The sequence below is a fragment of the Bacillus sp. FSL R5-0447 genome (assembly GCF_038606125.1).
In the GTDB taxonomy this organism is placed as follows: Bacteria; Bacillota; Bacilli; order Bacillales; family Bacillaceae; genus Bacillus; species Bacillus velezensis.
The window spans coordinates 1,078,908-1,092,597 of record NZ_CP152012.1 but is presented as its reverse complement, the minus strand read 5'-3'; the positions used below and the strand labels follow the sequence as shown (position 1 = coordinate 1,092,597).

The window sequence follows — 13,690 nt, the reverse complement described above, 5'->3', positions numbered from 1 at the left end:
AATCTTATTATTCGACATCTTTTCTATGTCTTTTCCAGTTTTGTTCCTGTATACTTGATTCGACATACATATGCTGTTAACTTATGGCACTTCGCAAGCCTCCGCTGTTATCGGCATTATGCAGAAACTTATGCTACTGGAGAGATTGTTATGCGCAACACAAAAGAAGGTGCTTCCCCTTCTCTGTTTTCATTGGCTTTTAAACTTACGAGTTTAGCAGTTTTGTGCGGACTGCTTCTGGTAATCGTCATAATGGGATATTCCGCTTCCGCCGCAAAAAACAAACAGGTCACCGTGACCGCAAACGGGCAGCTTCGGGATGAAGCAGAAAGCCTGCGGCTGAAAAATGATTCTCCCGACGTCTTAATGAAACATTTGCAGAGAGAGCGTGACCCAGGGAAAAAAACGGTATATTTAACCTTCGACGACGGGCCGTCTCCATATACTGAACAGCTGTTGAATGTATTGAAGGCAAATGGCGCAAAGGCCACTTTTTTTATGCTTGAACCGCGGATGAAGGCCTATAAGCATTCCGTGCAAAGAGCGAAGCAGGAAGGAATCGCGCTCGGCCTGCACGGCGTGACGCACGATAATCACCTGTTTTATCAAACACCGACATCACCGCTGAACGAAATGCAGCAGGGACGCGATACACTCGAGGCAATCACCGGAGTAAAAACGGATCTTGTCCGCACGCCTTACGGCAGTAAACCGTCATTGACGGATGCCCAGATTAAGAATCTCGAAAAAGGCGGATTCGTGTACTGGGACTGGACGATAGACAGTGAAGACTGGAAGTACAAAAACGCACGGTACGTGCCGGAAGTATTGAATCAGCTCGCATATTTGGAAAGCGTTCATACGAGCAGGCCGCATGTCATTTTAATGCACGATCTGCCTGCGACGGTGCACGCTTTGCCGAGCCTGATCCAAAAACTGAAAGCCCAGGGCTACTCCTTTGATGTTCTGACGGATCAAATGATTCCCGTCCATGAATAAGAAAAGCCGGATCTGTATATGATCCTGCTTTTTTTATGTCGCGGCGCTGATCCGTTTTGCAAATTCACCGATCTTCTCATGGATGACAAGATCAAATAAATGGTCGCAATATGTCGGCTCAAGGTTAATGATCACCTGCTTCAAACCGGGAATCCGTCCCGCATCCTCAGGGACAAACCTTGCCGGCGCCACTTCAAGCGAAGTGCCGATCACAAGAAGAAGATCAGCTTTATCAAGCTTTTCATAAAGGGTTTCAAAATGCTGAACGAGATCGCCGAACAGCACGACATCCGTTTTTAATACGGTGCCGCATACCGCATGATCACCGATTTCCGCCGTACATTCCGGCACTTCGTCCTTCAGCAGATGAGAAAGCCCGTAGCGCGCTCCGCAGCGGGGGCATGCGGCGGTCTGAATTGAACCGTGAAGCTCATAGACACTGCTGCTTCCCGCTTTCTTATGCAGCCCGTCAATATTCTGCGTGAAAATGTCTACCTGCTTTCCCCGCCTTTCAAGATCCGCCAAATACGTATGGCCGGCATTCGGCTCATAGCTTCCGCTCATTTTCATCTGAAAGAGCTGTTTGAATTTAGGCCAGAATTCACGCGGACGGCGTTCAAAGGATTCCCTGCTCATCGCTTCCATTCTGGAGGTGTCTTCGGTCCATATACCGCCCGCCGAACGAAAATCGGGAATGCCGGATTCCGTGCTCATTCCCGCTCCCGTCAGCACCACGATACGTTCCGCCTGATTGATCAATGTTATAAACGCTTCCACTCTTCCACCGCCTTTTCTTTTTATCATATCATGAAAAAAGAACGGCGCCTGTTATGCCCGTTCTTTTTCTCCGGAATGATCCTTCACATGAACCGGATCATCGTGGCTTTTCTGTTTTACGAATACATTCTGGCCCGGATAGGCGAATTCCACGCCTTCCTCAGCAAAAATATCAATAATCCGGCGGTTGATATCCTGCCGCACGTCCAAGCTTTCCGCCCAGACGATGGTCTTTGTGTAAAAGTTGAAAAACAGATTGTAATAGCTGTCCGCAAACACGTCAAAGTTAACCATAATCGTATCATCATGCACGCCTTCATGTTCACGAAGCATTTCTCTGAGCCTTGTGATGCACCGCTCTAAACGATCAATCGGCGTCGCATAAGAAACACGAACGGAAAACGTGACCTGGCGCTTCGTCATCCTCGTCCAGTTTGTGATGGCTTCCATGGACAGCGTTGAATTGGGCACGGTAACAAGCGCCCCCTGCGCCGTGCGGAACCTTGTGCTTCGGAATGTGATATCTTCAACGCCCCCCGTTACAGATGACGTCTCGACCCAGTCGCCGATCGTAAACGGCTTTTCCGTAATGATGATAATGCCGCCGAAAAAATTACTTATCGTATCTTTAGCCGCAAGCGCGAAGGCCAATCCGCCAAGTCCGAGTCCGGCCACGAACCCGTTTACATCATAATTGAATTCCTGCGCGATCACACTGACGCTGAGCGCGAGAATGACAAAGCGCAGCACCTTGGATAAAAACGGCGCCAAAATGTCATCCATATCAAGCTCAAAGCGCTGATTGACTTTATGAAATAAAAACGAAGACGCCGATGTCAGATTGCAAAGCCCCCAGGCGATCAGCGCAACGATCAGAGAGCGGTACAATTTTTTGACAATGTCCATCTGCCCGTCTAAAAACGGCGAATACTCAATCGCCAAAAACAGACCCAGCGCCACGAAAAACCACCTGGCCGGCTTGTCAAACGCTACGGCAATCTGTTTGAATATGTCGGTTTTCGGCTTGTTTGCCAATTTGTAAATGAGCTGAAAAAAGTATTTGACAAACAGTTTTCTCAAAACGAGAAAAGCCGCTAAAATTCCGATGCTGATACTGATCTGCAAAATATGGTCAAGCGTAAAAAAGCTCTGAAATTGTGTCATCATGGCATATGCTCCTTTGTCTTGTCGAAAATCTATTATACTAAAACATTCGGACATCAGCTTCTTTTAATGTCTTTAGGCACCTGAAAAACCCCGGCCTCAGAGCACAGCCGGGGTTTTCACACATTCGTTCATCTTTCAGCCAGATACAACAGGGTCAGGCACTATTTCTTCTTTGATTGTGTCTGTTTCAGGAGAGTCGCTTTTTGGATTTCAGCATCGGTTTCGGCCTTAATTCTTTCTTCCACTTTCAATCTCCCTTTTCCCATGATCTCGCCTCCTTTTTGCCATTATAAATCATCACTGCGGATTGTAAACCGAAAAAAGCACTATCTTTATTCCAAAAAAATACTGTTTCGCACATTCACCAGTTTGAATCGCTGTGCATATACGAATCTGATATAATAACAGAAATGCCCATGAGGGGAGCTGACAAGCTTGTATACCATCGCTCATCGCGGCGCATCCGGTTACGCGCCCGAAAATACATTTGCGGCATTTGATATCGCTGCCGAAATGAACGCTGATTTCATTGAGCTTGACGTCCAGCTCACAAAAGACGGCCAGATTGTCGTCATCCATGATGACAAAGTCGACCGGACGACGGACGGCTCCGGTTTTGTAAAAGATTTTACGCTGAAGAAGCTGCAGTCTCTGGACGCCGGCAGCTGGTATGGGGCTGAGTTTAAAGGGGAGCGGATTCCCCTGCTCGAAGAGGTCTTGAAGCGTTATCATTCTGAAATCGGTTTTTTAATTGAACTGAAAGGGCACGTTTCTCAAGTCGGTCTTGAAAAAGCAGTCGGCCAGCTGTTAAGCAGGTTTTCCTTTTCCATCCGCCCTATCGTTCAATCATTCAGCCTCAAGTCAATTCAGACCTTTCACGACATGTATCCGTCCGTTCCGACTGCAATAATTGCAAGACCCAGCTTCGGGATGTTTTCCAAAAGCCAGCTGGCCGCCTACAAATCAGCCGTAAATTATGTCAATATTAAATATACCCGCCTGAATCGGTTCTTGATTTCCACCGCTCACAGACACGGCCTGAAAGTATTTGCCTGGACGGTCAGAAATCAAAAGACGGCCGAAAAACTGCAAATGATGGCAGTTGACGGCATTGTAACTGATTTTCCGGATTTTATTTCTAAGGATGGCTGATATGAAACAATATATCGCAATTTTTATCGGAGGCGCGCTTGGCGCATTGCTCCGCTTTGAAATGAGCGCGCACATTCACAGCGGTTCTTTCCCGGCGGCCACTTTCCTCGAAAACGCGGCGGGAAGCCTTTTACTCAGTCTTATTACGGGTTATTTCATCATTCGGGCTAAACGCCCTCTTTTGACCGCCTTTTTAGGAACCGGTTTTTGCGGAGGTTTCACGACGATGTCAACCTTCGCAAAAGAAACCATTTTTCTGCTGCAATCGTCTCCCGCAGCGGCTTTTTGTTATGCTGCCGCGATATTAATCTCTGGCATTGCCCTTGCATACGCCGGCATTTTCTGGGGACGGCGTATTGCCCTTCACGCAGCGGGAAAGGGGCATGATACGCCATGACGATTGTCCTGATGCTTATCGCAGCGGGTATCGGAGCGGTATTACGTTCTCTTTTGGGTAAAACAATTTCAGAAAGAACAAAAGGTTTTCCGATGCCGCTTGGAATGGCTGCGGTCAACCTGCTCGGCTCCTTCGGCCTCGGCATGTTCACCGGCCTGGGCCTGGATAATCCTTCTGCCGGCATCATCATCGCGACGGGCTTTTTCGGTGCGTTTACGACCTTTTCCACGTTCAGTATTGAAGCCGTGCAGCTGATGATGAACAACCGCATAAAGGAAAGCCTGCTCTACATCGCTGTTTCAGCAGCCGGAAGCCTTTTGGCGTTCTGGTGCGGCTTTGTTATGATATCCATTTAAAAAAACCTTGAGCTTATTTTTCGCTCAAGGTTGCGTTATGAAGCATGACCGTTTCAGGCACGGGAAGCTGGCGGTTTATTGTTCCCTGACCGCCCGGGCGGCCCTGTTCTTCTTTGAGTTCAAGCTGTTTAATAAACCGGCCGTCCATTTCTAATATGAGGGCAGTGTATCCCCCGATTTGTATCGACTCACCCGCACAGATGTCAATATTCCGTTTCAGCACAAGTCCGCCGATCGTGTCGACTTCCTCTTCAATCCCTGCGCCGAGAAGATGATTCACCTGATCAATCCGAACCTTTCCGTCCAGCACATAATGGCGTTCGGACAGCTTTTGAATCTGCGGCTGTTCGTCCTCATCAAATTCGTCCCTGATATCGCCGACGATTTCTTCAAGGATGTCTTCGGTCGTCACAAGACCGGACGTTCCGCCGTATTCATCAGACAATATCGCCAAATGAATCCGTTCTCTCTGCATTTTTATCAGCAGGTCGTGTATCGGGATCGTCTCGATGACTTCAATCACCGGGCGGACGTAAGACGTGATGGATACTTCCGCTTTTTCATCTTCTGTCATAAACAGCAGATCTGAAAAGAGATGCTTCGTATTGATCATGCCGATGACATTGTCTTTGTCCCCGTCCGTTACGGGCCAGCGCGTATATTTGTCTTTCAGCATCATATCAAGCATTTCCGGCACGTCCATATCAGTGGAAACAGCCGCGATTTCTTTTCTCGGGATCATGATTTCCTTGGCGATCCGATTATCAAAATCAAAAATTTTATTCACAAATGTATATTCAGACGGATTGATTTCTCCGTTTTTTAAACTTTCTGACAGCAGGATCCGCAGCTCTTCTTCAGAGTGGGAGCCTTCATGCTCAGATGCCGGCTTTAATCCGGCCAAACCGGTCAGAATTCTCGCGGAGCCGTTCAGCACCCAAATAAACGGGAACATGAACACGTAAAATAACCGAAGCGGTCCGGCAATCCATAACGTCAGCTTTTCCGCTTTTTGAATCGCAACCGTTTTAGGCGCAAGCTCACCGACGACGACATGCAGAAACGTAATCAGCCCGTACGCCGCAGCAAAAGCAATCACATGCTCAGCAGAATCCGGCAGCCCCATACCCTGAAACACAGGATGAAGCATCCGCTCAAATGCAGGCTCTCCCAGTACGCCGAGCCCGATGGATGTGAGTGTAATGCCAAGCTGCGACGCGGATAAATACTCATCAAGATCCGTAATGATACGCTTTGCGAGCACCGCCCGTCTGTTCCCTTCTGAAATGAGCTGATCGATTCTGGATCTTCTCACTCTGACGATCGCAAATTCACTCGCCACGAAAAATGCCGTTAACGCAATGAGCACACCGATTAAAATCAAACTGTCAATATCGTCCATTTCACCTTATCCCGAATTAAAGGATAAGGACGTCACCTCCTGATTTCATCGTTTTTTCTTAAGCGAGAGGAACGAAATGGGTGATTGACTACACAGAGGGCCCCATCCTGCCACCTCCTAAGTCAAAGCATGATTGTCATTTGTATAGTTTATTGTATCACAACTCCATTCTTTCATCATTTTCAGATTTTTATCATATAAAAAACAGCCTTCAAAAAGAAGGCTGCCGTTATCTGCTCCGGAAATGATTTTCTAAACAAAGCGCCGTATTAATCCCCCCGAATCCCATGCTTAAGCTTAACGCATGGTGTACGGTATGGGCGCTCGGCCCGTCGGTCACCCACTGAAATGAATCGTCAATCGGCTCCGTTAAGTTTCGGATCGGATGAAGTTTGTTTTCCCGCATTTGCAAGAGAGCAGCAATGATTTCCACCGTTCCGGCCGCACTCAGACCGTGTCCGGTAATCGATTTTGTCGCATTAATCCGCGCGTGCGACAGGCCGCTTTCAGAAAGCGCCCGGCATTCAGTCTTATCACCGATCGGCGAACCGGTGCCATGCGGGTTGATGTAATCGATCTCTTTTGCTGAAAGACCGGCCCGCTCCAGCGCCTGGCGGATCACCGTCATTTCGCCCTCTGCTGAAGGATTCGGGTTGCGGTTCGCATCAGAAGCCATCCCCCAGCCCTTTAAGCCGGCCCACGAACGCGCACCCCTCTGTTCGGCAGATTCAGCGCGTTCCAGCACAATCGCCCCGCACGCCTCTCCGAATATAAACCCGTCCGTATGCCGGTCAAACGGGCGGCAGGCGGCTTCAGGCCGTTCAGCGTATGTATCAGTGCCCATCGCTCCCAAAGAACGGAGAGCATGACACTCCATGTACGACAGATCGGCCAGCGCCCCGATCACGATGCACCGGTCAAACAGGCCGCCTTTGATTCCTTGAGCAGCCTGAATAACCGCCGCCTGGCCGCTGGCCGACGCGCCGCCGACCGTAAAGGCCGGCCCTTTTATCCCGAATTGCTCCGTACAAAGCCCCGACAAATCACTATCCATAAAAGAAAGCCCGTATGTCGGATTTACAAATTGCGGCGTTTCACCGTTTTTCTCAAAGGCCTGCAGCAATTCGCGCTGCGTCATATTCGAGCCGCCGATGATCAGACCGGTGCGGCTGTGATCAGCGCCGTCTAATTGAGCGTCATGCCACGCTTCATATAAAGCGATAAGCGCCGTCTTTCCTGATAATGCGGCTCTTCGGTACAAGCGCTTCGACAGCGCGTCCGGCGGCGTTAATTCGCTAAGCTCCGCGCCGATAAACGAACTGCCTTTCTGCCGGCCGGGCCGTTTCATCACATCAAAGGCGTGCCGCCCCTCCATGAGCGCATCGAGAAACGCCTCCTTGCCTTGTCCGACCGCGGTTAAGACTCCGATTCCTGTAATGCTGATGTCTGACGTGCCATTATTTCTCCTCGACATTTGTCCGTTCTCCCATCTTTATGTATTGGAAGCTATGAAGAAAAATCTTGATACAGTGCTTTGAAAATATCGCGCGACTGTCTGATCTGTTCTGAAGGCACGCTGAAAGATAATCGGAAATAGCCGCTTTTTCCAAATCCGCTGCCGGGTACGATCAATAGTTTGTATTTCTGTGCGGCATGCATGCAGAATGCCACCTCGTCTTCAATCGGTGATTTCGGAAAGACGAAAAAGCCTCCTTTCGGCATTTCAAATTCGAAACCGGCTTCTGTGAGGGTGTCCACCATAAGGTCTCTCCGCTTTCTGTAAGGTTCAGCGTCAATCGAAAGATCATCCATTTTCGCCACGGCGCGCTGCATCATGACCGGAGCGTTCACAAAACCGAGCGTCCGGTTGCAGAAAACGAACGCATCCGTCAGAAGATCGCCCTCAGGCATTTGGGCGTCTGCCGCGATATACCCGAGCCTTTCCCCCGCAATGCCGAGATCTTTACTGAACGAACTGACTAAAATCACGCGGTGATACGCCTGAAACGGATTCGCCTGCTCTTCTCCGTAGATCAGCTGGCTGTACGGTTCATCAAATAAAATAAATATGCTTTGGCCGTTCCGCTCTTCGGCTTCTTTTAATAAGGCGCCCAATTCGTTAAGGTTTTTCTGGCTGAGCACAGTCCCCGTCGGATTATGCGGCGTATTAACGATCAGGCCTTTCGTACGGGGGGTGATCGCACCTTTAACCGCTTCAATATCAATCTCAAATGAGTCAGTCAGCGGGCAGATGACGGGTCTGCCGCGGTAATTTTCAACATACGCTTTATATTCCGCAAAATAAGGCGAAAGAAGGATGACTTCTTCCTCGGGGTTTAAAATGCTTTTCAGCGCGACATTCAGCGCCCCGCCGGCTCCGACCGTCATGACTGTATGCCTGGCGGAAATTTCTGTCTGAAACCGCTCTGACAAAAAGCGCGCAACCTTTTCTCTCGCCTCCGGAAGCCCCTGGTTTTGTATGTATCCGTGCCGCCCTGTTTCAGCCGCTTCGCAAAGCGCCTTTTTAAATGTTTCAGGCGGCTCCGCAACCGGATTTCCTATTGAAAAGTCAAACACCTTATCGGCGCCGAACTCTTTTTTCAGCCGAGCGCCTTCATCAAATAGTTTGCGTATCCATGACCCTTTCTCCAGATTCTGTGTCACTTCCCGTGATAAACCGGCCACTGTCATCTGTCCCTTCTGTCTTTTTCTTCCGTTTCTATTTACAATGATTATGAAAGATTTACATGGCGCAGTCAACGCTTTTTCAGACAGCCCGCCGCGCCGTTTCAGGAGAAAGACGGAAAACAATAAACTTGTGCAAACTCCCCTTCATATATTAAACTATTCTCATAACTATAACGTGATGGTTGGGGAGGGATTTAGATGGGGCTGAGACTTATCGCATCAGTGAATTAGCAGAGCTTGCCGGTGTAACGAAACGCACGGTGGATTACTACACAAACCTCGGGCTTTTAAAGCCTGACAGGTCTTGTTCGAACTATCGTTACTACGATACACTTGCACTTAATCGGTTAAAGTTTATAGTCGCTTGTAAAAAGCAGCGATTGGCCCTGTCTGATATAAAAGATCGACTGGAGAACCAGTTTCCCTCTTCAGCCCTGCCTGACGATATTGGAAATCTGGCATCGGAAATTGATCACATGAATCAAAACATCTCCGTGATCTTGAATCGGTTTGAAAAGCTTGAACCAGAGGAGCGCGCCCAGCTGAAAAAAAGGCTGGCTCCTGAAAAGCTTGCAGTGCTTCAATCATTTATGCTGCTGTTAAGTTAAACCATTATCTTACTAACAGGAGGTGTTACCTTCATCTTCCCAAAAGAAGTGAAGGTTCTAATTGGACATTGTGAATTTGATTTTAGTCGCGGTTTTAATCGCGCTGACGGCATTTTTCGTAGCATCTGAGTTTGCGATAATCAGAATCAGAGGCTCACGGGTTGACCAGCTTATAGCAGAAGGAAATAAAGCCGCAATCGGTGTCAAAAAAGTGACCACGCATTTAGATGAGTATTTATCGGCGTGCCAGCTCGGCATAACATTGACTTCCATCGGTCTTGGTGTCTTAGGCGAATCAACGATTGAACGCTTGCTTCATCCGCTTTTCACAAAGATAAACGTACCAAGCTCATTATCGCATATTATTTCATTTATTCTCGCCTATGCGATCATTACATTCTTACACGTGGTCGTGGGAGAGTTGGCGCCGAAAACAGTCGCCATCCAGAAAGCGGAAGCCGTTTCAATGCTGTTTTCGAAACCGCTCATTTGGTTTTACCGCATCATGTTCCCGTTTATCTGGCTTCTGAACAACTCCGCCCGTCTTTTAACGAAGACGTTCGGTCTGGAGACGGTATCTGAAAATGAGCTTGCCCACTCTGAAGAAGAGCTGCGCATCATTTTATCGGAAAGCTATAAAAGCGGTGAAATCAACCAGTCTGAATTTAAATACGTGAACAAAATCTTTGAATTTGACGACAGACTTGCAAAAGAAATCATGATTCCGCGTACGGAAATCGTCAGTCTGCCGCATGATATCAAAATTTCTGAAATGATGGACATCATTCAGATTGAAAAATATACCCGGTACCCTGTCGAAGAGGGTGACAAAGATAATATTATCGGCGTTATTAACATTAAAGAAGTGCTGACCGCCTGCATCAGCGGCGAAGTATCAGTCGACTCGCCGATTACCGATTTTGTCAATCCGATCATCCATGTGATTGAGTCGGCACCGATTCACGATCTGCTTGTAAAAATGCAGAAGGAACGTGTTCATATGGCGATTCTGTCGGATGAATACGGCGGAACCGCGGGGCTTGTCACCGTTGAAGACATTATTGAAGAAATCGTCGGGGAAATCCGTGATGAATTTGATATCGATGAAATCAACGAAATCCGCAAACTCGGAGACGGCCATTACATGCTTGACGGCAAGGTCCTGATTGATCAAGTGAACGAACTCCTCGGCATCCATTTGGAAAATGACGAGGTCGACACTATCGGCGGCTGGTTCCTTACCCAGAAATACGACGTCGAACAATACGACTCGATTATCGAAGAAGGCTGTGAATTTATCATTAATGAAATTGACGGCCACCACGTCGCATATATCGAAGTGAAAAAACTGGCGTTTGATGAACTGCTGGAAACCGCCGAACAAAAAGAAGCATAACAAAAAAGCTTGCGCGTCTGATACAGACGGCAAGCTTTTTTTCATTTACAGTTGTTCAAGTTTTTTCTCAAGCTCTTTAATTCTGGCATTCAGCTCTTCTGTCATGGCCGCAAGCCTCTCCTTCGGCGCAAGATCGGAAAAGTCCTCCAAAAAAATCGGCTCGCCGATGATAAGCCGCATTTTTCCCTTTTTAAACAGCGCTTTTCCCGTAGACGGCCCTTTATATGCGGCCGGAACGAGCGGCGCTTTTCCCATTTGGGCGATGGTCACGGCCCCTCTTTTCAGCGGGACGTCTTCTGATGTTCTCGTACCGCTCGGAAAAATCCCGACAATCTTTCCTTCCTTCAGAAGCTTAATCGGCGTTTTAATGCTGCTTGGGCCCGGATTTTCACGGTCAACCGGGAATGCGTGAATCTTCTTCAAAAAACGTCCGATCCACTTTTTCTGAAACAGCTCTTTTTTCGCCATATAATGAATCTGAAGGGGCAATATCCCGACACCGAGCGTGAGGACATCCACCCAGCCCGCATGCGTGCACGCGATAACGAATCCTTTATCAGACGGAAGATTCTCTTTATTGTACACTTTCACTCCTCCGCGCAGGGATAGAATGCATTTGATGGCATTTGCACAAAACTTATACATAACGCACTTCCTTTGTTGTAATGATCAAAAGTGTTCTCTCTCTCTATTATAACAATATTTTTTATTACCTGGTACTAATAATTATATTTTTCCTCCGCCGATCTCTATCTTTTATGACGGATTTTGGGTACTATAGAGAAATGGTGTTTGATGAGGTGAAAATGAATTTAAGCCGTTTGCATGGAACGTGCAACTTTAAACCTTTCTTATGCGTGTATAACATAGAGGGGAGAAAAGGCAGTGACGATCGATGAAATTTACCAAATGTATATGAATGATGTTTACCGGTTCCTGCTCTCCATGACAAAAGACAAGCATCTCGCTGAAGATTTGCTGCAGGAAACCTTTATGAGGGCATACATACACATTCACTCCTACGACCACAGCAAAGTAAAGCCATGGCTTTTTCAAGTGGCGAGAAATGCGTTTATAGATTATGTCAGAAAACATAAAAAGGAAGTGACCATTTCCGATGACTTAATTGGGAGCCTTTTTCAGACGGCTGTTCAAAGCCCGGCTCATCAGATTGAAATCAAGGAAGTGCTGACAGGGTATATGTCCGAACTTCCCGACAATTATCGGGAGGCCTTAACACTGTATTATTTAAAAGAACTGAATTACAAAGAAGCATCCCATATTATGAATATTTCAGAGGCTAATTTTAAAAGTGTTTTATTTCGTGCCAGACAGCGGCTGAAAGCACTTTATAATAGAGGTGTTAATGATGAATGAAGAATTTAAAAAGCGTTTTTACCAATACAAAAATGGAGAAATGAGCGACCGGGAAATGGCCGCCTTTGAAGAAGAGCTGGAAAAGCTGGAAGTCTATCAGGAGTTGATTGAAAGCGAAATGCAGGACGACCGGGAATGGGACGTCGGCATCAGCCCGGAAAAACAGAAGGCCATTTTATCATACGGAAAACGCAAATCGTATTTGCGGATTTCAGTTCTCGCCGTCATCTCCACTTTGATGATTTTGCCGCTTTGCACATTAGGAAGCTACCTCTATTACGGTCTGGGAGGAAAAGAAAGCACCGGCAATCAATTAATGGAGACCGCGGCAGTGACGGTGGCGACCACAATGCCGAACGTCCTCGTCGATACCTCCGGACTGAAAAGCCAGGTGAAGCTGTTTGGAATGAATACGGAATTTCCGCTGCAAAAACAGATAGGCACAAAAACGAAATCCGTCGGCGGAGAACGGATTGAAATGTTTTTAGATACGGTCAAATCGCCTGCCGTTAACTACTATGATCTAGACGCGGCACAGGCAAAGCATTATTTCGCCCATCCTTCCGGCTTAAAGGAACGCACGATTGAAAAAGCCGGACAGACATTAAAAAAATTGCCTGAAGGAAGCGTGGCGGAGGTCTATCTTTCTTATGACAGGGCCTACCCTTCTTCTCAAGTATATTCGACTTTTAAAAAATACGATGTGAAGTTTTTATGGAACGCGGTCGAAACGGAGAAAAATCTGAAAGACAGTCCTTATGCAGAGCCGTTAGGATTTCCCGGGAAAGATTCCAAGATGGTGTCCTCTTTCGAAACGCAAGGACAGACAGACCGTGAACAATTTATCAATGCCCTTGAATTTATGTCCCGCCATAAAAAATGGGCGCATGCGATATCGAAACGCAAAGACATGAATCTTGGCAGCCGAATCGACTATGTTGAACATCACGGAATGAACGTATACGGCTCTGTCGTGACGGGGCCGACAAAAGAAATCGAACGTCTGCTGAAAAACAAAACAGTAAAAGCAGCAAACATCGGTGAGGTGGAATTATGGAATTGGTAAGAATTTTTAAAGAGCATAATGTTTTCGGCTGGATATCAGTCGGTACCGCGATTTTGTCGCTGCTGCTTTTGAACGTGGCAATCATCAGCAATGTGACTTTCTATTCTTATCAGATGCTGCCGTTTGCGATGGCCGCCGTGCCGTTCGGCATCATTGAGCTGTTTATTAAAAAAGGCCGGACGGGCCCGGGACTGCTCGGTGTCATTCTCAATCTGTTCGTCATTGTCTGTGTATATACGATCGTTGCGGTTGATACGAATCTGCAATTCGGTTTTTAAACATAAAAACAGGCCCTTTTACGGGGG

At 47.4% G+C, this 13,690-nt stretch carries 16 protein-coding genes; 9 read left to right on the top strand and 7 right to left on the bottom strand.

Annotated elements, in window-relative coordinates; all coding sequences use genetic code 11:
- Positions 1–150 precede the first annotated feature (150 nt).
- Positions 151–999: a polysaccharide deacetylase family protein gene (locus tag NYE68_RS05670; RefSeq protein WP_007409254.1), complete on the top strand. Its 849-nt coding sequence runs from the start codon at positions 151–153 to the stop codon at positions 997–999.
- Between the two features lie 33 nt (positions 1,000–1,032).
- On the opposite strand, the gene NYE68_RS05665 is transcribed toward NYE68_RS05670, so the two are convergent.
- From NYE68_RS05665 to NYE68_RS05655, 3 genes are all read right to left on the bottom strand, one after another.
- Positions 1,033–1,776 carry an NAD-dependent protein deacylase gene (locus NYE68_RS05665; RefSeq protein WP_015417130.1) on the bottom strand — a complete coding sequence of 248 codons (744 nt, stop codon included), beginning with the start codon at positions 1,774–1,776 and terminating at the stop codon, positions 1,033–1,035.
- Between the two features lie 51 nt (positions 1,777–1,827).
- Positions 1,828–2,943 carry a mechanosensitive ion channel family protein gene (locus tag NYE68_RS05660; RefSeq protein WP_007409256.1) on the bottom strand — a complete coding sequence of 372 codons (1,116 nt, stop codon included), beginning with the start codon at positions 2,941–2,943 and terminating at the stop codon, positions 1,828–1,830.
- A 161-nt stretch (positions 2,944–3,104) separates the two neighbouring features.
- On the bottom strand, positions 3,105–3,209 hold the full coding sequence (locus NYE68_RS05655; RefSeq protein ID WP_003155299.1) for a YhdX family protein: 105 nt from the start codon (positions 3,207–3,209) through the stop codon (positions 3,105–3,107).
- A 169-nt stretch (positions 3,210–3,378) separates the two neighbouring features.
- On the opposite strand from NYE68_RS05655, the gene NYE68_RS05650 reads away from it, so the two are divergent.
- The 3 genes from NYE68_RS05650 to crcB are packed head-to-tail and all read left to right on the top strand — an operon-like array spanning position 3,379 to position 4,848.
- Positions 3,379–4,095 (top strand): glycerophosphodiester phosphodiesterase family protein, encoded by a 717-nt coding sequence (locus NYE68_RS05650; protein ID WP_015417128.1) that lies wholly within the window; start codon positions 3,379–3,381, stop codon positions 4,093–4,095.
- Position 4,096: 1 nt separating this feature from the next.
- Complete coding sequence (locus NYE68_RS05645; protein ID WP_053573525.1) at positions 4,097–4,492, top strand: CrcB family protein; 396 nt, start codon at positions 4,097–4,099, stop codon at positions 4,490–4,492.
- A complete protein-coding gene (crcB, locus tag NYE68_RS05640) occupies positions 4,489–4,848 on the top strand; it encodes a fluoride efflux transporter CrcB (protein WP_012117180.1) in 360 nt (119 codons plus the stop codon). The genes NYE68_RS05645 and crcB overlap by 4 nt, the downstream gene beginning before the upstream one ends.
- A 13-nt stretch (positions 4,849–4,861) precedes the next feature.
- Here the strand turns inward: crcB and NYE68_RS05635 are convergent, their stop codons facing one another.
- The 3 genes from NYE68_RS05635 to NYE68_RS05625 all read right to left on the bottom strand — a co-directional run bounded on the left by NYE68_RS05635 (position 4,862) and on the right by NYE68_RS05625 (position 8,941).
- The gene (locus NYE68_RS05635) at positions 4,862–6,250 is read right to left on the bottom strand and encodes a hemolysin family protein (RefSeq protein WP_166706453.1); all 1,389 of its coding nucleotides are present in this window, start codon (positions 6,248–6,250) and stop codon (positions 4,862–4,864) included.
- Between the two features lie 229 nt (positions 6,251–6,479).
- A complete protein-coding gene (locus tag NYE68_RS05630) occupies positions 6,480–7,724 on the bottom strand; it encodes a beta-ketoacyl synthase N-terminal-like domain-containing protein (RefSeq protein ID WP_015417126.1) in 1,245 nt (414 codons plus the stop codon).
- Between the two features lie 32 nt (positions 7,725–7,756).
- Positions 7,757–8,941 (bottom strand): pyridoxal phosphate-dependent aminotransferase, encoded by a 1,185-nt coding sequence (locus NYE68_RS05625; RefSeq protein WP_324636002.1) that lies wholly within the window; start codon positions 8,939–8,941, stop codon positions 7,757–7,759.
- Positions 8,942–9,120: 179 nt separating this feature from the next.
- Here NYE68_RS05625 and NYE68_RS05620 point away from each other — a divergent pair, with 179 nt between their 5' ends.
- Both NYE68_RS05620 and NYE68_RS05615 read left to right on the top strand, forming a co-directional pair.
- Positions 9,121–9,546 (top strand): MerR family transcriptional regulator, encoded by a 426-nt coding sequence (locus NYE68_RS05620; protein ID WP_007409263.1) that lies wholly within the window; start codon positions 9,121–9,123, stop codon positions 9,544–9,546.
- A 61-nt stretch (positions 9,547–9,607) separates the two neighbouring features.
- On the top strand, positions 9,608–10,942 hold the full coding sequence (locus tag NYE68_RS05615) for a hemolysin family protein (protein ID WP_003155308.1): 1,335 nt from the start codon (positions 9,608–9,610) through the stop codon (positions 10,940–10,942).
- Between the two features lie 45 nt (positions 10,943–10,987).
- Here NYE68_RS05615 and NYE68_RS05610 read toward each other — a convergent pair whose 3' ends face one another.
- Positions 10,988–11,587, bottom strand: coding sequence for a 1-acylglycerol-3-phosphate O-acyltransferase (locus tag NYE68_RS05610; protein WP_015417124.1), 600 nt, complete (start codon positions 11,585–11,587; stop codon positions 10,988–10,990).
- A gap of 240 nt (positions 11,588–11,827) precedes the next feature.
- On the opposite strand from NYE68_RS05610, the gene sigM reads away from it, so the two are divergent.
- Genes sigM through NYE68_RS05595 form a run of 3 tightly spaced genes read left to right on the top strand, consistent with a single transcriptional unit; the run spans position 11,828 to position 13,663 of the window.
- A complete protein-coding gene (gene sigM, locus NYE68_RS05605) occupies positions 11,828–12,319 on the top strand; it encodes an RNA polymerase sigma factor SigM (RefSeq protein ID WP_003155312.1) in 492 nt (163 codons plus the stop codon).
- Positions 12,309–13,385, top strand: a complete 1,077-nt coding sequence (locus NYE68_RS05600) for an anti-sigma factor (RefSeq protein ID WP_087920756.1) — start codon at positions 12,309–12,311, stop codon at positions 13,383–13,385. Before sigM ends, NYE68_RS05600 begins: the two co-directional genes overlap by 11 nt.
- On the top strand, positions 13,373–13,663 hold the full coding sequence (locus tag NYE68_RS05595; RefSeq protein ID WP_003155315.1) for an anti-sigma-M factor: 291 nt from the start codon (positions 13,373–13,375) through the stop codon (positions 13,661–13,663). The genes NYE68_RS05600 and NYE68_RS05595 overlap by 13 nt, the downstream gene beginning before the upstream one ends.
- The last annotated feature ends 27 nt before the right edge of the window (positions 13,664–13,690 follow it).